Origin of the sequence: Pseudomonas sp. 10B238 (assembly GCF_000970615.1) — a bacterium.
GTDB lineage: Bacteria > Pseudomonadota > Gammaproteobacteria > Pseudomonadales > Pseudomonadaceae > Stutzerimonas.
This window is the reverse complement of sequence record NZ_KQ033929.1, coordinates 50,470-66,073: the sequence shown is the minus strand read 5'-3', so window position 1 is coordinate 66,073 and position 15,604 is coordinate 50,470. Positions and strand designations below refer to the sequence as shown.

Genomic DNA, 15,604 nt, shown 5'->3' with positions numbered 1-15,604 from the left:
CCTTGTAGTTATGGAAGGGGCGCCGTCAGCATCAACTGCCGGCGCTGAGGCAGTTTAGATGCCTTGCGGGATCTCCTCTCCACCCAGGGCTTCGAACAGTGCGGGAAGAAACTCTTTAAAGGTCAGCATCATCAGCAGGAAGCTGGCGTCCTGCTGGCCGAGGTCGTCATCACCTCCGTCCTGTTCGGCCTGGTCCTGCAACAGCTCTTCAAAGCGCAGGCGCTTGATCACCATCTTGTCATCAAGCACGAAGGACAGCTTGTCCTGCCAGCCCAGCGACAGTTGCGTGACCTGCTTGCCGACTTCCAGGTGTTGTTGGATTTCGTCGCTGGTCAGGTCCTGGCGCTTGCAGCGCACAACGCCGCCGTCTTCATGGGTGTCGCGCAGCTCGCACTCGTCGAGGACAAAGAAGTCGTCCGCGGCTTTCTGCGTCTTGACCCAGTCGGTCATGGTGGCAGAAGGGGCAATTTTCACAGTCAGCGGGCGAACCGGCAGCGAACCAATGGCTTCACGCAGCGTGGAAAGAAGGTCTTCGGCGCGCTTGGGGCTGGAAGCGTCGACCAGGATCAAGCCTTGTTCCGGCGCGATGGCGGCGAAGGTGCCGGACTTGCGGATGAAGGCGCGCGGCAGGAAGGCTTGGATGATGTCGTCCTTCAACTGCTCGCGCTCTTTCTTGTAGACCTTGCGCATTTGCTCGTTTTCGATCTCGTCGACCTTTTCCTTCAGTGCGTCCTTAACCACGCTGCCGGGTAGGATGCGCTCTTCCTTGCGCGTGGAGATGAGCAAGAAGCCCTGGCTGGCATGCACCAGCGGCGCATCTTCGCCTTTGCCAAAGGGGGCAACGAAACCGTAGGTGCTCAGTTCCTGGCTGGCGCAGGGGCGCGCGGGCTTGGCGGCCAATGCAGCTTCAAGTGTCTCGACATCGAAAGGGACGTTCTGGGTGAGACGGTAGACGAGCAGGTTGCGAAACCACATGGCGATTTGAAACTCCGGTAAAAGCAAAGCGCGCATTATTCCCCTCCGGCGAACGCAGGCCAACCCTGCGCAAGGGCAATGCCGATGGAAACCACAAAAACAGGGCTTAAACAGAGGGTTTCCTAAGTCTTTGTAAGTTCTTCAATTTTTTTTTCAAAAGGGGGTTGCCAAGGTCCAGATCCCTCTCTAGAATGCGCCCCACTTCGAGAGCAAACGGGTGATTAGCTCAGCTGGGAGAGCATCTGCCTTACAAGCAGAGGGTCGGCGGTTCGATCCCGTCATCACCCACCACTCGAGGTTTAGCGCAGCGGTAGTTCAGTCGGTTAGAATACCGGCCTGTCACGCCGGGGGTCGCGGGTTCGAGTCCCGTCCGCTGCGCCATATTTGCCATCAAGGACCACTGAACGCCTTGATGGCCCGAAAAAAGCGACCTTAGGGTCGCTTTTTTTTTGCCCTCGAATTTCACTTCCGTCTGTTTCGCTGTTTCGCTGTTTCGCTGTTTCGCTGTTTCGCTGTTTCGCTGTTTCGCTGTTTCGCTGTTTCGCCGTTTCGTGCGGCACTTCTGTACTTTTCACTGTCTTTACCTATTAGCGCGGTGTGCTCGGTAGCCACTGTCCGAGCTCGCTGCTAAGCTCCGGCAATGTTTTTGCACCACTTCTTGGGTAATAAGGAAACAGAATGAGACCTCAACGTTTGGCGTCGGCGATAGCTCTGGTTGGCCTGGTCCTGGCGGGCTGTGATTCGGAAACCAGCGCTAAGCTGGAAACGCCAGCGCAGAAAGCCTCCTATGGCATCGGCCTGAATATGGGCAAGAGCCTGGCACAGGAAGGCTTGGCTGATCTGGATTCGACGGCCGTCGCGCAAGGCATCGATGATGCTATCGGCAAGAAAGATCAGAAGCTGACCGATGAAGAGCTGATGGAAGCCTTCGCTTATCTGCAGACTCGTGCCGAAGAGCGCATGGTCGAGATGAACAAGGAATCCGTCGCCGCTGGCAAGAAATTCTTGGAAGAAAACGCCAAGCGTGAAGGCGTTAAGACCACCGAATCTGGCCTGCAGTACGAAGTGATCAAAGAGGCCGACGGCGCCCAGCCGGGTCCGGACGATGTCGTCACTGTCCACTACGAGGGCAGCCTGACTGACGGCACGGTCTTCGATAGCTCAATCAAGCGTGGCACCCCAATCGATCTTCCTGTCAGCGGCGTGATTCCAGGCTGGGTCGAAGGGCTGCAACTGATGCATGTCGGCGAAAAGTACAAGCTGTATATTCCGAGCGAACTCGCCTATGGCGAGCAGAGCCCGAGCCCGCTGATTCCTGCCAACTCCGTTCTGGTCTTCGACCTTGAGCTCCTAGGCATCAAGGGTGAAGAGGATGAAGCGACGCCTCCACCGGAAGCTGTCGAAGAGGCTGTCGAGGCTGCCAAGGAATAACAGATCCTTGCGTTCCAAACGCCCCGCATATGCGGGGCGTTTTAGTTTCCGGTGTCAGCTCTGTGTGAGAATTGGTTCGCCGAGTACGCATTGTAGGAGCGAGCTTGCTCGCGATCAGTGGTGATGCGGTTCGGCATAACGGCTGTGTTCGGTTCGCCAGCAAGCGAGCTCCTACAGACCGTTGTTGGTGGGGCGTGGGAGGTTAGCGCCTACAAAGTAAAGCCCGGGCACTGGTCTGATGCTTTGAAGTTGGCTCCGCGACCTGGGCTCGACTGCGCAGCAGAACGCGCTTCAGCGCGGCCCCGAAGCGGTGAGCGAAGCGAATCACCTGGGACAGCGTCCTAGTAAGGGTCCGAAGGAAACGAAAAGCCCCAAATTTTCACCTGAAGCTTTGAATTTGGCTCCGCGACCTGGACTCGACTGCGCAGCAGAACGCGCTTCAGCGCGGCCCCGAAGGGGTGAGCGAAGCGAATCACCTGGGACAGCGTCCCTGGTGAGAGTCCGACGGAGACAAAAAAAGCCCCAGATTTTCACCTGAGGCTTTGAAGTTGGCTCCGCGACCTGGACTCGACTGCGCAGCAGAACGCGCTTCAGCGCGGCCCCGAAGGGGTGAGCGGAGCGAATCACCTGGGACAGGGTCCCTGGTGAGAGTCCGAGGGAAACAAAAAAGCCCCAGGTTTTCACCTGAGGCTTTGAAGTTGGCTCCGCGACCTGGACTCGAACCAGGGACCCAATGATTAACAGTCATTTGCTCTACCGACTGAGCTATCGCGGAACAGCGGTGCGTATCCTAATGATAACTAAGGGGAAGTCAACCCTCGGCAGCTCAGAGAACCTGCACGATCGCGTCAGTCACGTGGTCCAGATTGCTGTGGTTCAGTGCTGCGGCACAGATGCGCCCGGTGCCGATCGCATAGACGCCGAACTCGACGCGCAGGCGCTCGACCTGGGCGGCGGTCAGGCCTGAGTAGGAGAACATCCCGCGTTGCTTGGCGACAAAGCTGAAATCCTGCTTGGCGCCTTTTTCAGCCAGCTGTCGAACCATGGTCAGACGCATGTCCTGGATGCGGGTGCGCATCTCGCCCAGCTCGGTTTCCCACATGGCGCGCAGCTCAGGGCTGTTGAGTACGGCAGACACCACGGTCGCGCCATGGGTTGGCGGGTTGGAATAGTTGGTGCGGATCACGCGCTTGATCTGTGACAGGACTCGGGCCGACTCGTCGCGGTTCTGGGTCACCATCGACAGCGCGCCGACGCGCTCGCCATATAGCGAGAATGACTTGGAGAAGGAGCTCGATACAAAGAAGCTCATGCCTGAGTCGGCGAACAGGCGCACGGCAGCGGCATCCTCCTCGATGTTGTCACCGAAGCCCTGATAGGCGATGTCGATAAACGGCACGTGATCATTGGCGCGCAGCACTTCGAGGATCTGCTTCCAGTCCTCTGGCTGCAGGTCGACGCCGGTCGGGTTGTGGCAGCAGGCGTGCAGCACAACGATCGAGCGGGGCGGCAGGTTTTTCAGGTCTTCAAGCATGCCGGCGCGGTCGATGCCATGGCTGGCCGCGTCGTAATAGCTATAGTTCTGCACGGGAAAGCCGGCAGCCTCGAACAGTGCGCGGTGGTTTTCCCAGCTTGGATTGGTGATGGCGACGACCGCATCGGGCAGCATGCGCTTGAGGAAATCCGCGCCGATCTTCAACGCGCCAGTGCCGCCCAACGCCTGCGTAGTAACCACGCGGCCATCGGCAACCAGCGACGAGTCGGCACCGAACAGCAAGCCCTGTACAGCCATGTCATAACTGGCGATGCCCTCGATGGGCAGATAGCCGCGCGGTGCATTCAGCTCCAGACGCGCCATCTCGGCGGCGGCCACCGCGCGCAGCAGGGGAATTCGGCCTTCTTCGTTGTAGTAGACGCCCACCCCCAGGTTGACCTTGTTCTGCCGAGTGTCGGCATTGAAGGCTTCATTGAGGCCGAGGATCGGATCGCGCGGCGCCATTTCGACAGCGGAGAACAAACTCATGATGGGGAGGCTCGAAGAGAGGAGGTGACTGATGCAGCACCCTCGCTTCGCGCTGAGGGCGGTGCGCAAACGGGGCAAGAGTATAACGGGACTGGCCCTGTGCCGCGATATGCTAGGGCGGTTTTTCTGTCGGTTTAAGCCCAGCGGAGGCCGCGAGTTTTCCTGGCTTTGCCTGCTCGTCGCCCGAGCACTTGATATCGCTGGGCGAGCCCGCATTGAAAGGGGTTGTGGTTGCTGCGCGCCGCGTCGCCAGCAGCACGTTGCACGTCTGGAAACATCGCCATAGCGGCTCGAATATTCATTTTCGAGTCGTCTCGCTATCTGAAGAGGTCGATATGTCGCAGTTCGAATTGGTCACGCGCTTCAAGCCAGCCGGAGACCAGCCTGAAGCCATTCGGCAGATGATCGAAGGCATCGAGGCCGGCTTGTCGCACCAGACGTTGCTCGGTGTAACGGGGTCGGGCAAGACCTTCAGCATCGCCAACGTGATCGCCCACGTGCAGCGGCCCACGCTGGTGCTTGCGCCAAACAAGACGCTTGCAGCTCAGCTCTATGGGGAATTCAAGGCGTTCTTCCCGAACAACGCGGTTGAGTATTTCGTCTCCTACTACGATTACTACCAGCCAGAAGCCTATGTGCCGTCGTCCGATACCTTCATCGAGAAGGATGCTTCGATCAACGACCATATCGAGCAGATGCGTTTATCAGCGACCAAGGCGCTGCTGGAGCGGTCGGACGCGATCATCGTCACTACTGTTTCGTGCATCTACGGCTTGGGTAGCCCTGAAACCTACCTGAAAATGGTGCTCCACATCGATCGAGGCGATCGCCTGGATCAGCGTGAGCTGCTGCGCAGACTCACCGGGCTGCAGTACACCCGCAATGAAATGGATTTCGCCCGTGCGACCTTTCGCGTGCGTGGCGATGTGATCGATGTCTATCCGGCCGAATCGGACCTGGAAGCGGTGCGCATCGAGCTGTTCGATGACGAAGTGGAAAGCCTGTCTGCCTTCGATCCCTTGACCGGCGAGGTGATCCGCAAGCTGCCGCGCTTCACCTTCTACCCCAAGAGCCACTACGTGACGCCGCGCGAGACCCTGCTCGACGCCATCGAGAACATTAAGGTGGAGCTCAAAGATCGCCTCGATTACCTGCGCAGCAACAACAAGTTGGTGGAGGCGCAGCGACTCGAGCAACGCACCCGTTTCGATCTGGAAATGATCATGGAGCTGGGTTATTGCAACGGCATCGAGAACTACTCGCGCTATTTGTCCGGGCGCGACTCTGGCGAGGCCCCACCGACGCTTTATGACTATCTACCAGCCGATGCGCTGCTGGTGATAGACGAGTCCCACGTGAGCGTTCCGCAGGTCGGCGCCATGTACAAAGGCGACCGCTCACGCAAGGAGACGCTGGTCGAATACGGCTTCCGTCTGCCATCGGCGCTGGATAATCGACCGATGCGTTTCGATGAGTGGGAGGCGATCAGTCCACAGACGATCTTCGTCTCGGCGACGCCCGGACCTTACGAGGCTGAGCACGCAGGGCGAGTGATCGAACAGCTGGTAAGGCCTACCGGGCTGGTCGACCCTCAGATCGAGATACGCCCGGCGCTGACGCAGGTCGACGATCTGCTTTCGGAAATCAACAAGTGTGTGGTCAAGGAAGAGCGTGTGCTGGTTACGACGCTGACCAAGCGAATGGCTGAGGATCTCACCGACTACCTCGGCGATCACGGCGCGCGGGTGCGCTACCTGCACTCGGACATCGATACCGTGGAGCGGGTCGAGATCATCCGTGACCTGCGCCTGGGCGTGTTCGACGTCCTGGTAGGCATCAACCTGCTGCGTGAGGGCTTGGACATGCCCGAGGTGTCGCTGGTGGCGATCCTCGATGCGGACAAGGAAGGCTTCCTGCGCTCCGAGCGCTCGCTGATCCAGACCATCGGCCGTGCGGCGCGTAATCTCAACGGCCGGGCCATTCTGTATGCCGACAGAATAACCGGCTCGATGGAGCGGGCCATCGGCGAGACCGAGCGCCGGCGTAACAAGCAAATCGCCTTCAACGAAGCCAACGGTATCGTCCCGCAGGGTGTGTTCAAGGACGTTCAGGACATCCTGGAAGGCGCCACTGTGCCGGGTTCGCGCAGCAAGAAGCGTCGCGGCGAAGCCAAAGCGGCGGAAGAAGCGGCGCGCTACGAGAACGAACTCCGCTCACCGAGCGAGATCACCAAACGGATTCGCCAGCTGGAAGAAAAGATGCTCGCCTATGCGCGCGATCTGGAATTCGAAGCCGCCGCGCAGACGCGCGACGAGATCCACAAGCTACGCGAGAGGTTGCTTCAGGTTTAACATTCTCGACTCATCGCTGAATGTCTCGGGGCGGATGAACCTGTCCCGTTAAGTGCCTAGCGCTGCTGCAGCGGTCGACTTGTTTGCCCGTTACCCTTGGCGAAATACCACCTTCCGGTCTCAGTGGGCTGCGCCACCTTTGATGTCGTCAGGCAGCCGCCGCGTCAGCAGCACAGCAACCATGCTGACTGCTAGCGCGATGCCGACGAAGTGGAAGGCGTCGTTGTACGCCATGATCATCGCCTGCTGATGAGTGATCTCGCTGATCCGCCCTAGTGCGGCCTGCTCGCTGCCCAGCTGCTGAGTTAGCGCGATCAGCCGCTCCGCAACAGCAGGGTTGCTCGGCCCCACCGACTCGCGCAGATAGTCAAAATAGATCTTCGCGCGACTGTCCAGCAGCGTCGCCAGCAAAGCGATGCCAATCGCGCCGCCGAGGTTGCGCAGAATGTTGAACAGGCTGGACGCTGAGCCGGCATCCTGCGGCTGGATGTAGGCCGTGGCGATCAAGGAGATGGTGACCATGATCATTGGTTGGCCGAGCGCTCGGATGATCTGGATCGGGTGGAACTGGTCGCCGCCAAAGTCCGGATTGAGTGCGCCGGAGGCAAAGCTGGAGATGCCGAACAGCGCGAAGCCTGCCGCGCATAACAGCTTTGGCGGAATAATCTTCATCAGCTTGGGCACCAGTGGAATCAGGAACAGCTGCGGAATGCCCATCCACATGATGACCTGGCCGATCTGCAGCGCGTTGTAGTTCTGAATCTGCGCCAGGTACAGCGGTAGCAGATAGATCGATCCATAAAGCCCGAGTCCCATGCCTAGGCTGGCGATGCTGGTCAGACCGAAGTTGCGCTCACGCAGGATTCCCAGGTTGATCAGCGGGTTAGGCCGCGACAGCTGCAGGATCACAAAAAGAATCAGACTGACCACTGCCACCGAGCCCAGCTGGACGATCAGGGTCGATTCCAGCCAGTCCTTGCGATGTCCTTCTTCGAGAAATACCTGTAGGCATCCCAGCCCCATCGCCAGCGTGACGATGCCGGCATAGTCGGTGCTTTTCAGCAGTTCCCAGTGCGGCGGCTTTTTCTCCAGACCGTACAGCAGGCCCGCGATCATCAGCAGCCCGGGCGGCACGTTGATGTAGAAAATGTATTCCCAACCCCAGCTCTCGGTGAGCCAGCCGCCCAGTGTGGGTCCGATCGAGGGTGCAAAGGTCGCGGTGATGGCGAACAGCGCCATGCCCTTGGCGCGATGATGGTCCGGCAGCTTGATCAGCGTCAGGGTGAAGGCCAGCGGGATCAGCGCGCCGCCGGTGAAGCCCTGCAGTGCGCGAAACACGATCATGCTTTCCAGGTTCCAGGCAAAGGAACAGAGCAATGACGAGATCAGAAAACCGATCGATACCCAGACCGCCAGACGCCGCGCAGAGAGCAGCTGCACCAGCCAGGCGGTGAGCGGAATCATGATGATTTCCGCTACCAGATAAGAGGTGGAGATCCAGGAGCCTTCCTCCAGCGTGGCGGACAACGCGCCCTGGATGTCCTTCAGCGAAGAGTTGGTGATCTGGATATCCAGCACCGCCATGAAGGCGCCAAGCATGGCGCTCATCACGGCAATCCAGTCGCGTCGGCTAGGCTCGCCGACCGGCCGGATCAGGGCATCAGCGGCCACGGATGTCGATCTTCACGTCCACCGACATGCCGGGGCGGATACGGCCCTTGAGCGGGTTATCGCTGGCAAAGGTCAGCTTGACCGGAATGCGCTGCACCACCTTGGTGAAGTTACCGGTGGCATTGTCCGGCGGCAGCAGGCTGAACTGCGCGCCGGAGGCGGGGAACAGGCTTTCGACTCGGGCATCGATGGGCGTGTCAGGGTAGGTGTCGAAGGTAAGTTCGGCGTTTTGTCCAACCTGCATCCGGCCAATCTGGGTTTCCTTGAAATTGGCCTGCACCCAGATTTCCTCGTCGGGAACGATCGACATCAGGTAGGCACCGACCGGCACGTATTGGCCGTTGCGCGCTGAACGCTGCCCGACGATCCCGCTGATCGGCGAGCGAATTTCCGTACGGCCCAGGTTCAGCTCGGCTTGCTCGATTTCGGCTCGAGCGCTGCCAATTTGCGCGTCCAGACGTTTGACGTCCGCTTCCAGCGCGTCGACCTGCTGGCGTTGCGCTGCCAGGTCGGCTTCGGCTTTCTGTCGCTGCGAGCGGGCGACCTTTGCGTCGGCAGACAGCGTGGTGACGCGTTCTTCGGAGATGAAGCCGGGCTTTCGTAGCGCTTCGACGCGCGACAGGTCCGTCTGGCTGCGTTCCAGATTTGCCTGAGCCGCGCCAACCGAAGCCTGACTGGCGGCGATTAGGCTGCTCTGCTGCGCCAGGCGGCTGCGTGCCTGGGTGAGTTCAGCTTCACGAATCGCCAGGTTGGCCCTGGCCTGCTCCAGGGCGAGGCGGAAGTCGCCTGGTTCAAGGCTGACCAACAAATCACCTGGTTGCACATGCTGATTATCCTGCACGTGGACCTGTTCGATACGCGCGGCGAGCTGGCTGGAAATCCGTGTGATTTCACCTTGTACATAGGCGTTGTCGGTGTGTTCGTAATGACGACCAACGAAATACCATTGAGCGAAGAACCCGGCTGCGACCAGCAGTACAAGGGCAACGAAGATGATCAATCGGCGTTTCAGCTGGGCGGACATGGGGTCGCTCGTTGGCGGAGTGAGCCGGGCAATCTAGCAGCGTTCCGCTTGAGTAATAACCCGTTACAATTGCGAAACTTTGTTGCAAATACGGAACAATGCAATGGGTCTGGATGACGCGCTGATCTTCACTCGTGTGGTCGAGTGCCACAGTTTTACCCAGGCGGCCTCGAGCCTGGCCATGCAGAAGTCAACGGTAAGCCGTCGTATCGTCCAGCTCGAAGAGCGGTTAGGCGTGCGGTTGATCAACCGCACCACGCGGCGCTTGCGGCTGACCGAGGTGGGGCAGGCGTACTACGAGCGCTGTCGGCAGATCATGGTCGATTTCGCCGAAGCCGAGCAGGCCGTCATGCAATTGCAGCAGGTGCCGGCCGGGCTGCTGCGAATCTCCGCGCCGATCGAATTCGGTCAGTGGATCTTGGGCCGAGTGCTGGGTGATTTCATGCGCTTGTATCCGGAGATCAATGCCGAAGTGGAACTGGCATCGAGGCACATCGATCCGGTAGAGGAGGGTGTCGACATCGTCATCTCGGTGGGACAACCCCAGGACTCCAGTTTGATCGGGCGCAAGCTCTTCGAGACCCGGCGGCGACTCTGCGCCAGTCCGGAATATCTGGCCCAGCATGGCGTGCCCACTCGGGCGGAGGATCTCGCCAGCCACCGTGCGATCACTCTGTCGCGCGACCCGGTGCGCTACTGGCCGATCCTCGAACAGAACGTCAGTTGCCGCCGGGTGCTGACCTGCAACAACATCACCTTTGCCCGCGAGGCTGCACTGGCGGGCGCAGGCATCGCGGCGCTACCGACCATGATCACCGACCAGGAGGTGCGTGAAGGTCATCTGGTCGAGCTTCTCCCAGATGTCGATCTGCCGATCGGCGAGGTGTATGCGGTGTATCCCTCGCGGCGTTTTCAGGCGATGAAGGTCACGGCGTTTCTTGATTTTCTGATGCACTCGTTGCCAGTTGCGGAAGGCCGTCTGGTGGAGCCGGTGGATGCGCGCCTGTTAACATCGCGCCTTTACACGCGCTGACCCAGCCGACCGAGCCGGCTATCGCAGCCGCCGTGTCTTCCTGTGCCTTGATTCGAGAACATCATGACCACCGTTCGCACCCGTATCGCACCATCCCCTACCGGCGATCCGCATGTCGGCACCGCTTATATCGCGCTGTTCAACCTATGCTTTGCGCGCCAGCACGGCGGCCAGTTCATCCTGCGCATTGAGGACACCGACCAGTTGCGCTCCACGCGCGAGTCGGAACAGCAGATCTATGACGCGCTGCGTTGGTTGGGCATCGAGTGGGACGAAGGCCCGGACGTGGGCGGCCCGCACGGGCCCTATCGGCAGAGCGAGCGCGGCGAGATCTACAAGAAGTATTCGGACGAGCTGGTCACCAAGGGACATGCGTTCCCGTGCTTTTGCAGTGCCGAGCGCCTGGATCAGGTGCGTGCCGAGCAGATGGCCAACAAGGAAACGCCGCGCTACGACGGGCATTGCATGCACATCCCGGCCGAAACCGCGCAACAGCGTATCGCGGCGGGCGAGTCGCACGTGATCCGAATGAAGGTCCCGAGCGAGGGCGTGTGCCAGGTCAGTGACATGCTCCGCGGCACGGTCGAGATCGGCTGGGATCGCATGGACATGCAGGTGCTGATGAAGGCTGATGGCCTGCCGACCTACTTCCTGGCCAATGTCGTCGACGACCATCTGATGGGCATCACCCATGTGCTACGCGGCGAGGAGTGGCTGCCATCGGCGCCGAAACTGATCAAGTTGTACGAGTATTTCGGTTGGGAACAGCCGCAGCTCTGCTATATGCCGCTGCTGCGCAACCCGGACAAGAGCAAGCTTTCCAAGCGCAAGAACCCGACTTCGGTGACCTTCTACGAGCGCATGGGCTTCATGCCCGAAGCGATGCTCAACTACTTGGGCCGCATGGGTTGGTCGATGCCGGACGAACGCGAAAAATTCACCCTGGCGGAAATGATCGAGCACTTCGACATCAACCGTGTCTCTCTGGGTGGGCCGATCTTCGACGTCGAGAAGCTGTCCTGGCTCAATGGTCAGTGGCTGCGCGAGCTACCAGTCGAGCAGTTCGCAGCCGAGGTGCAGAGGTGGGCGTTCAACCCCGAGTACATGATGAAGATCGCGCCCCACGTGCAGCAGCGCGTCGAGACCTTCAGCCAGATCGCGCCATTGGCAGGCTTCTTCTTTTCCGGCGCGCTGAACCTTGATCCGGCATTGTTCGAGCACAAGAAGCTCGACGCCACTCAGGTCCGTCAGGTATTGCAGCTGACGCTGTGGAAGCTGGAAGCCTTGCGGCAGTGGGACAAAGAGCGCATTACCGAGTGTATCCAGATGGTTGGGACGCATCTCGAATTGAAGTTGCGCGATGTCATGCCCTTGATGTTCGCCTCGATCACAGGCCAGGCCAGCTCCGTGTCGGTGCTCGACGCCATGGAGATCATCGGGCCCGACCTGACCCGCTTCCGTCTGCGCCAGGCGTTGGAGCTATTGGGCGGCGCTTCGAAGAAAGAAGTGAAAGAGTGGGAAAAGCTCTTCGCCGCGATGGCTTGATCCGCGATGGCTTCTCGGGACGCGGTTGGCGCCGTCCCGCAGCTGTTCAGCGTTTGCCACTCGTCGCCGGTAAGTATTTGTTCTGATGCCAAAAAATCTTCGGGGTCAGAAAAAATATCGTTGACACTCCGAGAGGCCGCACCTAATATGCGCCCCGTCCTCGAGATGGGGCTATAGCTCAGCTGGGAGAGCGCTTGCATGGCATGCAAGAGGTCGACGGTTCGATCCCGTCTAGCTCCACCAATCTCGATTGCCACACCGGTTCACGCCGGTTGCCTTTGAAGGGCTTTGCGTCCCCTTCGTCTAGTGGCCTAGGACACCGCCCTTTCACGGCGGTAACAGGGGTTCGAGTCCCCTAGGGGACGCCATTATTCAAAATCGCAACGCGAGAGCGGGGCGAGTCGAGAGACATTAAATCCGGGGCTATAGCTCAGCTGGGAGAGCGCTTGCATGGCATGCAAGAGGTCGACGGTTCGATCCCGTCTAGCTCCACCAATCCACGACGGGTCGTAGCGGTTACGGTCTGTTCATCGAAGGTTTCGTCCCCTTCGTCTAGTGGCCTAGGACACCGCCCTTTCACGGCGGTAACAGGGGTTCGAGTCCCCTAGGGGACGCCATTATTCAAAATCGCAACGCGAGAGCGGGGCGAGTCGAGAGACATTAAATCCGGGGCTATAGCTCAGCTGGGAGAGCGCTTGCATGGCATGCAAGAGGTCGACGGTTCGATCCCGTCTAGCTCCACCAATCCACGACGGGTCGTAGCGGTTACGGTCTGTTCATCGAAGGTTTCGTCCCCTTCGTCTAGTGGCCTAGGACACCGCCCTTTCACGGCGGTAACAGGGGTTCGAGTCCCCTAGGGGACGCCATTTTTTTTGCCCGTTTTGGGCATCAAAGGGTCATTTCTCACGAAATGACCCTTTTTGTTTTGCCCGCAATTTGAGTGTCGTCATCAGGGCGACATGGTCTGGCATGCTGAATGGTGGGCCATAGATGCGGCCCGCATGCGTGACAATCGAGCGGTGGGTGGCTTCCAATAGGCGATTCGGCCGCATCTGCGGCGCACTGCACAGCGAGGGTACGCATGATCTGGGACCAGGCTGACTCATTCGTCATCGATATTGACGTGCAATCCGAGCATATCGACGAGCTCGGCCACGCAAACAATGCGGTTTATGTGACTTGGCTGGAAACTTGCGCCTGGCAGCATTCGCAGCATTTGGGGCTTGGGCTGGGCGACTACCGTAGGCTTGATCGAGCGATGGCGGTACTGCGACACGAAATCGACTACTTGGCTGCTGCGTATCAGGGCGATCAATTGCAGCTCGGCACTTGGATCGTGGACTCCGATCAGCGACTGAAGATGAAACGTAATTTCCAGCTGATCCGGCCGGCGGACGGGGTGACGCTGTTACGCGCGCAAACCACCTTCGTCTGCATTCAGTTGTCTACCGGCAAGCCCAAGCGCATGCCGGGCGAGTTTGTCGAGGGGTATGGCAAGGCGCTGGTGCAGCCTTATCCCCTCGAACTCTGACCCCATTTCTGATCAGCGCTGTTCCGGCTTGCTGACGTCTGCCTCGCGGCGTTCCTCGGCATCGCCGCGCCAGTCGTCCTGCACCTCGTTTTCCATCTTCTGCTTGAGGGTCTTAGGGTCATTATTGATGTTCGCCGTATTGGCGCGCTGGTGGTTTTCATTCATTGCGCTGCCCTGGGCGGTGCTTGACAAGCCAAGGTCTTCGTCGTCCTGCATGGCTTCCTGATTGGCCATTGCTCCAGTCGCAAGCAGGCTGGTGAAAAGGGCAGTGGCAATACTCAAGGTCTTCATCGGTAATCCTCCGGGTAGCTTGGAAGTGTTTGCTGCTCTACCTCTTAAATTCCGACTCGGTGGCCCGGGAATTGTTCGTGGGAAGCCGCATTGGCCCAGGCTTGCAAGCGTTAGCGCGGCCTCTAGCGCCGCGCTTTCGTTCGTTTTACCTCTGGTCGGTTTGCCGCCGACTGGTTCGTTCAGTTGAGTAAATGCGGCGAATTTCAGCTAGGCGCCGGTTCCAAGAGGTTCCGGAAAAGTGACTGCCTCGAGTCGTCGGCTCGCTTATCCACTCATCCTCGCAATATCCTCGGGGCGACCCGGATCGGCCATAATGTCGCGCGGCCCGCTTCGCTCTTGATGGAGTTGTTCAAGGGAAGCGGCGGTTTAGTCCAGTCACGAGTTTCTTACCGTTATCCCGTCCAGAAAAATCATCCATGTCGATTGCGATTGCTTCTATGCCGCGATCGAGATGCGCGACGATCCCAGTCTTGCCAACCGGCCCATTGCGGTTGGTGGCTTGGCTGATCGACGCGGCGTTATTGCCACCTGCAACTACGAAGCTCGCGCATACGGCGTGCGCTCCGCGATGGCCTCCGGTCATGCGCTGAAGCTCTGCCCGGATCTGCTGATCGTGCGGCCGCGGATGGATGCCTATAAGGAAGCTTCACGCGAAATCCACGGGATTTTCCGGACCTACACCGATCTGATCGAACCCTTATCGCTCGACGAGGCTTTTCTCGATGTGAGTGGCTGCGAGCATTTTGCCGGCAGTGCCACCCGCATTGCGCAGGACATCCGTCGGCGAGTCTGGCAGCAGCTGCGCATCACCGTTTCAGCAGGCGTTGCGCCTAACAAGTTTCTGGCAAAGATCGCCAGCGACTGGAACAAGCCGGATGGTCTGTTCGTGATCACCCCGGATCAGGTGGATGATTTCGTACTCGCTCTGCCGGTCACCAAACTCCATGGTGTCGGCCGGGTGACGGCGGAGAAGCTGAAGCGCATGGGTATTCACACCTGCGCTGATCTGCGCAGCTGGAGGCGCCTTGATCTGGTTCGGGACTTCGGCTCGTTCGGTGAGCGACTGTGGGGGCTGGCGCATGGCGTCGACGAGCGCCTGGTTCAGGTCGAGAGCCGGCGCCAGTCGGTCAGTGTCGAGAACACCTACGAGCGCGACTTACCAGACCTTGCCGCCTGCCTTGAGCGACTTCCGGAGTTGCTCGAGCAGCTCGCCGGCAGGATGGCGCGACTCGATAACGGCTACCGGCCCGGCAAGCCGTTCGTGAAGTTGAAGTTCCATGACTTCACCCAGACGACCCTCGAACAGTCCGGCGCTGGGCTTGAGCTTGAAGACTATTCCGACCTCCTGGCGGGCGCCTTTGCCCGTGGCAAGCGACCGGTGCGGTTGATTGGCGTCGGGGTTCGTTTGATCGACCTGCGAAGCGGCTTCGAGCAGTTGCGGTTGTTCTGATCGCCGTCCGTTGGTCATCCGTCAATGTCCATCCTGCTTTTTGGTACGTCTGTTGCTTCAGCTGTTGCGGCGTGGCCAAAGCTGCCACTTTTCCGGCGCGGATTGTTCAGACGCGCTCTAGCGACGAGTGGCCTAACTGAAGGGCAGCAGTGGCCGATACGGTGGAAGGTTTTTGACGCCTCGTCGCGAAGACCAGAGGTGTCGGTGATTGGACTAGATAACGCTTTTTGTTAGGCTTCCTATATAGATGGCAATCTGATATCAGATTAGGTGCGTGTG

General features: G+C 59.5%; 11 protein-coding genes and 9 tRNA genes. 14 read left to right on the top strand and 6 right to left on the bottom strand.

Translation table 11 applies throughout. The annotated features are described in order from the left end of the window. Positions 1–54: 54 nt before the first annotated feature. Positions 55–975 (bottom strand): recombination-associated protein RdgC, encoded by a 921-nt coding sequence (gene rdgC, locus RT21_RS05055; RefSeq protein ID WP_045431984.1) that lies wholly within the window; start codon positions 973–975, stop codon positions 55–57. Between the two features lie 215 nt (positions 976–1,190). On the opposite strand from rdgC, the gene RT21_RS05050 reads away from it, so the two are divergent. The 3 genes from RT21_RS05050 to RT21_RS05040 all read left to right on the top strand — a co-directional run bounded on the left by RT21_RS05050 (position 1,191) and on the right by RT21_RS05040 (position 2,406). Next, positions 1,191–1,266 (top strand) — tRNA-Val (locus RT21_RS05050). 13 nt (positions 1,267–1,279) lie between these two features. Then, positions 1,280–1,356 (top strand) — tRNA-Asp (locus tag RT21_RS05045). A 297-nt stretch (positions 1,357–1,653) separates the two neighbouring features. Further along, positions 1,654–2,406 (top strand): BamJ family beta-barrel-assembly machinery protein, encoded by a 753-nt coding sequence (locus RT21_RS05040; protein WP_177327058.1) that lies wholly within the window; start codon positions 1,654–1,656, stop codon positions 2,404–2,406. Between the two features lie 699 nt (positions 2,407–3,105). Here RT21_RS05040 and RT21_RS05035 read toward each other — a convergent pair. Both RT21_RS05035 and RT21_RS05030 read right to left on the bottom strand, forming a co-directional pair. Beyond that, a tRNA-Asn gene (locus RT21_RS05035) sits at positions 3,106–3,181 on the bottom strand. A 51-nt stretch (positions 3,182–3,232) separates the two neighbouring features. Next, positions 3,233–4,429 carry an amino acid aminotransferase gene (locus tag RT21_RS05030; RefSeq protein ID WP_046161876.1) on the bottom strand — a complete coding sequence of 399 codons (1,197 nt, stop codon included), beginning with the start codon at positions 4,427–4,429 and terminating at the stop codon, positions 3,233–3,235. A 335-nt stretch (positions 4,430–4,764) separates the two neighbouring features. Here RT21_RS05030 and uvrB point away from each other — a divergent pair, with 335 nt between their 5' ends. Continuing rightward, complete coding sequence (gene uvrB / locus RT21_RS05025; RefSeq protein ID WP_046161875.1) at positions 4,765–6,780, top strand: excinuclease ABC subunit UvrB; 2,016 nt, start codon at positions 4,765–4,767, stop codon at positions 6,778–6,780. A 120-nt stretch (positions 6,781–6,900) separates the two neighbouring features. On the opposite strand, the gene RT21_RS05020 is transcribed toward uvrB, so the two are convergent. Both RT21_RS05020 and RT21_RS05015 read right to left on the bottom strand, forming a co-directional pair. Further along, complete coding sequence (locus tag RT21_RS05020) at positions 6,901–8,391, bottom strand: MDR family MFS transporter (protein WP_177327066.1); 1,491 nt, start codon at positions 8,389–8,391, stop codon at positions 6,901–6,903. Positions 8,392–8,440: 49 nt separating this feature from the next. After that, entirely contained in the window at positions 8,441–9,475 is a 1,035-nt protein-coding gene (locus RT21_RS05015) for an HlyD family secretion protein (RefSeq protein ID WP_046161873.1), read from the bottom strand. Between the two features lie 103 nt (positions 9,476–9,578). On the opposite strand from RT21_RS05015, the gene RT21_RS05010 reads away from it, so the two are divergent. From RT21_RS05010 to RT21_RS04970, 9 genes are all read left to right on the top strand, one after another. Beyond that, entirely contained in the window at positions 9,579–10,508 is a 930-nt protein-coding gene (locus tag RT21_RS05010; protein WP_046161872.1) for a LysR family transcriptional regulator, read from the top strand. A gap of 63 nt (positions 10,509–10,571) precedes the next feature. Continuing rightward, a complete protein-coding gene (gltX, locus tag RT21_RS05005) occupies positions 10,572–12,053 on the top strand; it encodes a glutamate--tRNA ligase (RefSeq protein ID WP_046161871.1) in 1,482 nt (493 codons plus the stop codon). Positions 12,054–12,220: 167 nt separating this feature from the next. After that, positions 12,221–12,296 (top strand) — tRNA-Ala (locus RT21_RS05000). Between the two features lie 49 nt (positions 12,297–12,345). Then, positions 12,346–12,421, top strand: a tRNA-Glu gene (locus RT21_RS04995). A 51-nt stretch (positions 12,422–12,472) separates the two neighbouring features. After that, positions 12,473–12,548, top strand: a tRNA-Ala gene (locus tag RT21_RS04990). 46 nt (positions 12,549–12,594) lie between these two features. Further along, positions 12,595–12,670 (top strand) — tRNA-Glu (locus RT21_RS04985). 51 nt (positions 12,671–12,721) lie between these two features. Further along, a tRNA-Ala gene (locus tag RT21_RS04980) sits at positions 12,722–12,797 on the top strand. A gap of 46 nt (positions 12,798–12,843) precedes the next feature. Then, positions 12,844–12,919: transfer RNA gene (locus RT21_RS04975), tRNA-Glu, on the top strand. A 215-nt stretch (positions 12,920–13,134) separates the two neighbouring features. After that, positions 13,135–13,584: an acyl-CoA thioesterase gene (locus RT21_RS04970; protein WP_045428595.1), complete on the top strand. Its 450-nt coding sequence runs from the start codon at positions 13,135–13,137 to the stop codon at positions 13,582–13,584. A 12-nt stretch (positions 13,585–13,596) separates the two neighbouring features. Here the strand turns inward: RT21_RS04970 and RT21_RS04965 are convergent, their stop codons facing one another. Next, positions 13,597–13,875 (bottom strand): hypothetical protein, encoded by a 279-nt coding sequence (locus RT21_RS04965; protein ID WP_045428593.1) that lies wholly within the window; start codon positions 13,873–13,875, stop codon positions 13,597–13,599. A 394-nt stretch (positions 13,876–14,269) separates the two neighbouring features. On the opposite strand from RT21_RS04965, the gene dinB reads away from it, so the two are divergent. Then, positions 14,270–15,325, top strand: a complete 1,056-nt coding sequence (dinB, locus tag RT21_RS04960; RefSeq protein WP_045428591.1) for a DNA polymerase IV — start codon at positions 14,270–14,272, stop codon at positions 15,323–15,325. The last annotated feature ends 279 nt before the right edge of the window (positions 15,326–15,604 follow it).

Bases quoted from the DNA above. Each gene is read 5' to 3' on its own strand.
- rdgC (WP_045431984.1), bottom strand. From the start codon at position 975: ATGTGGTTTCGCAACCTGCTCGTCTACCGTCTCACCCAGAACGTCCCT.
- RT21_RS05040 (WP_177327058.1), top strand. From the start codon at position 1,654: ATGAGACCTCAACGTTTGGCGTCGGCGATAGCTCTGGTTGGCCTGGTC.
- RT21_RS05030 (WP_046161876.1), bottom strand. From the start codon at position 4,429: ATGAGTTTGTTCTCCGCTGTCGAAATGGCGCCGCGCGATCCGATCCTC.
- uvrB (WP_046161875.1), top strand. From the start codon at position 4,765: ATGTCGCAGTTCGAATTGGTCACGCGCTTCAAGCCAGCCGGAGACCAG.
- RT21_RS05015 (WP_046161873.1), bottom strand. From the start codon at position 9,475: ATGTCCGCCCAGCTGAAACGCCGATTGATCATCTTCGTTGCCCTTGTA.
- RT21_RS05010 (WP_046161872.1), top strand. From the start codon at position 9,579: ATGGGTCTGGATGACGCGCTGATCTTCACTCGTGTGGTCGAGTGCCAC.
- gltX (WP_046161871.1), top strand. From the start codon at position 10,572: ATGACCACCGTTCGCACCCGTATCGCACCATCCCCTACCGGCGATCCG.
- RT21_RS04970 (WP_045428595.1), top strand. From the start codon at position 13,135: ATGATCTGGGACCAGGCTGACTCATTCGTCATCGATATTGACGTGCAA.
- RT21_RS04965 (WP_045428593.1), bottom strand. From the start codon at position 13,875: ATGAAGACCTTGAGTATTGCCACTGCCCTTTTCACCAGCCTGCTTGCG.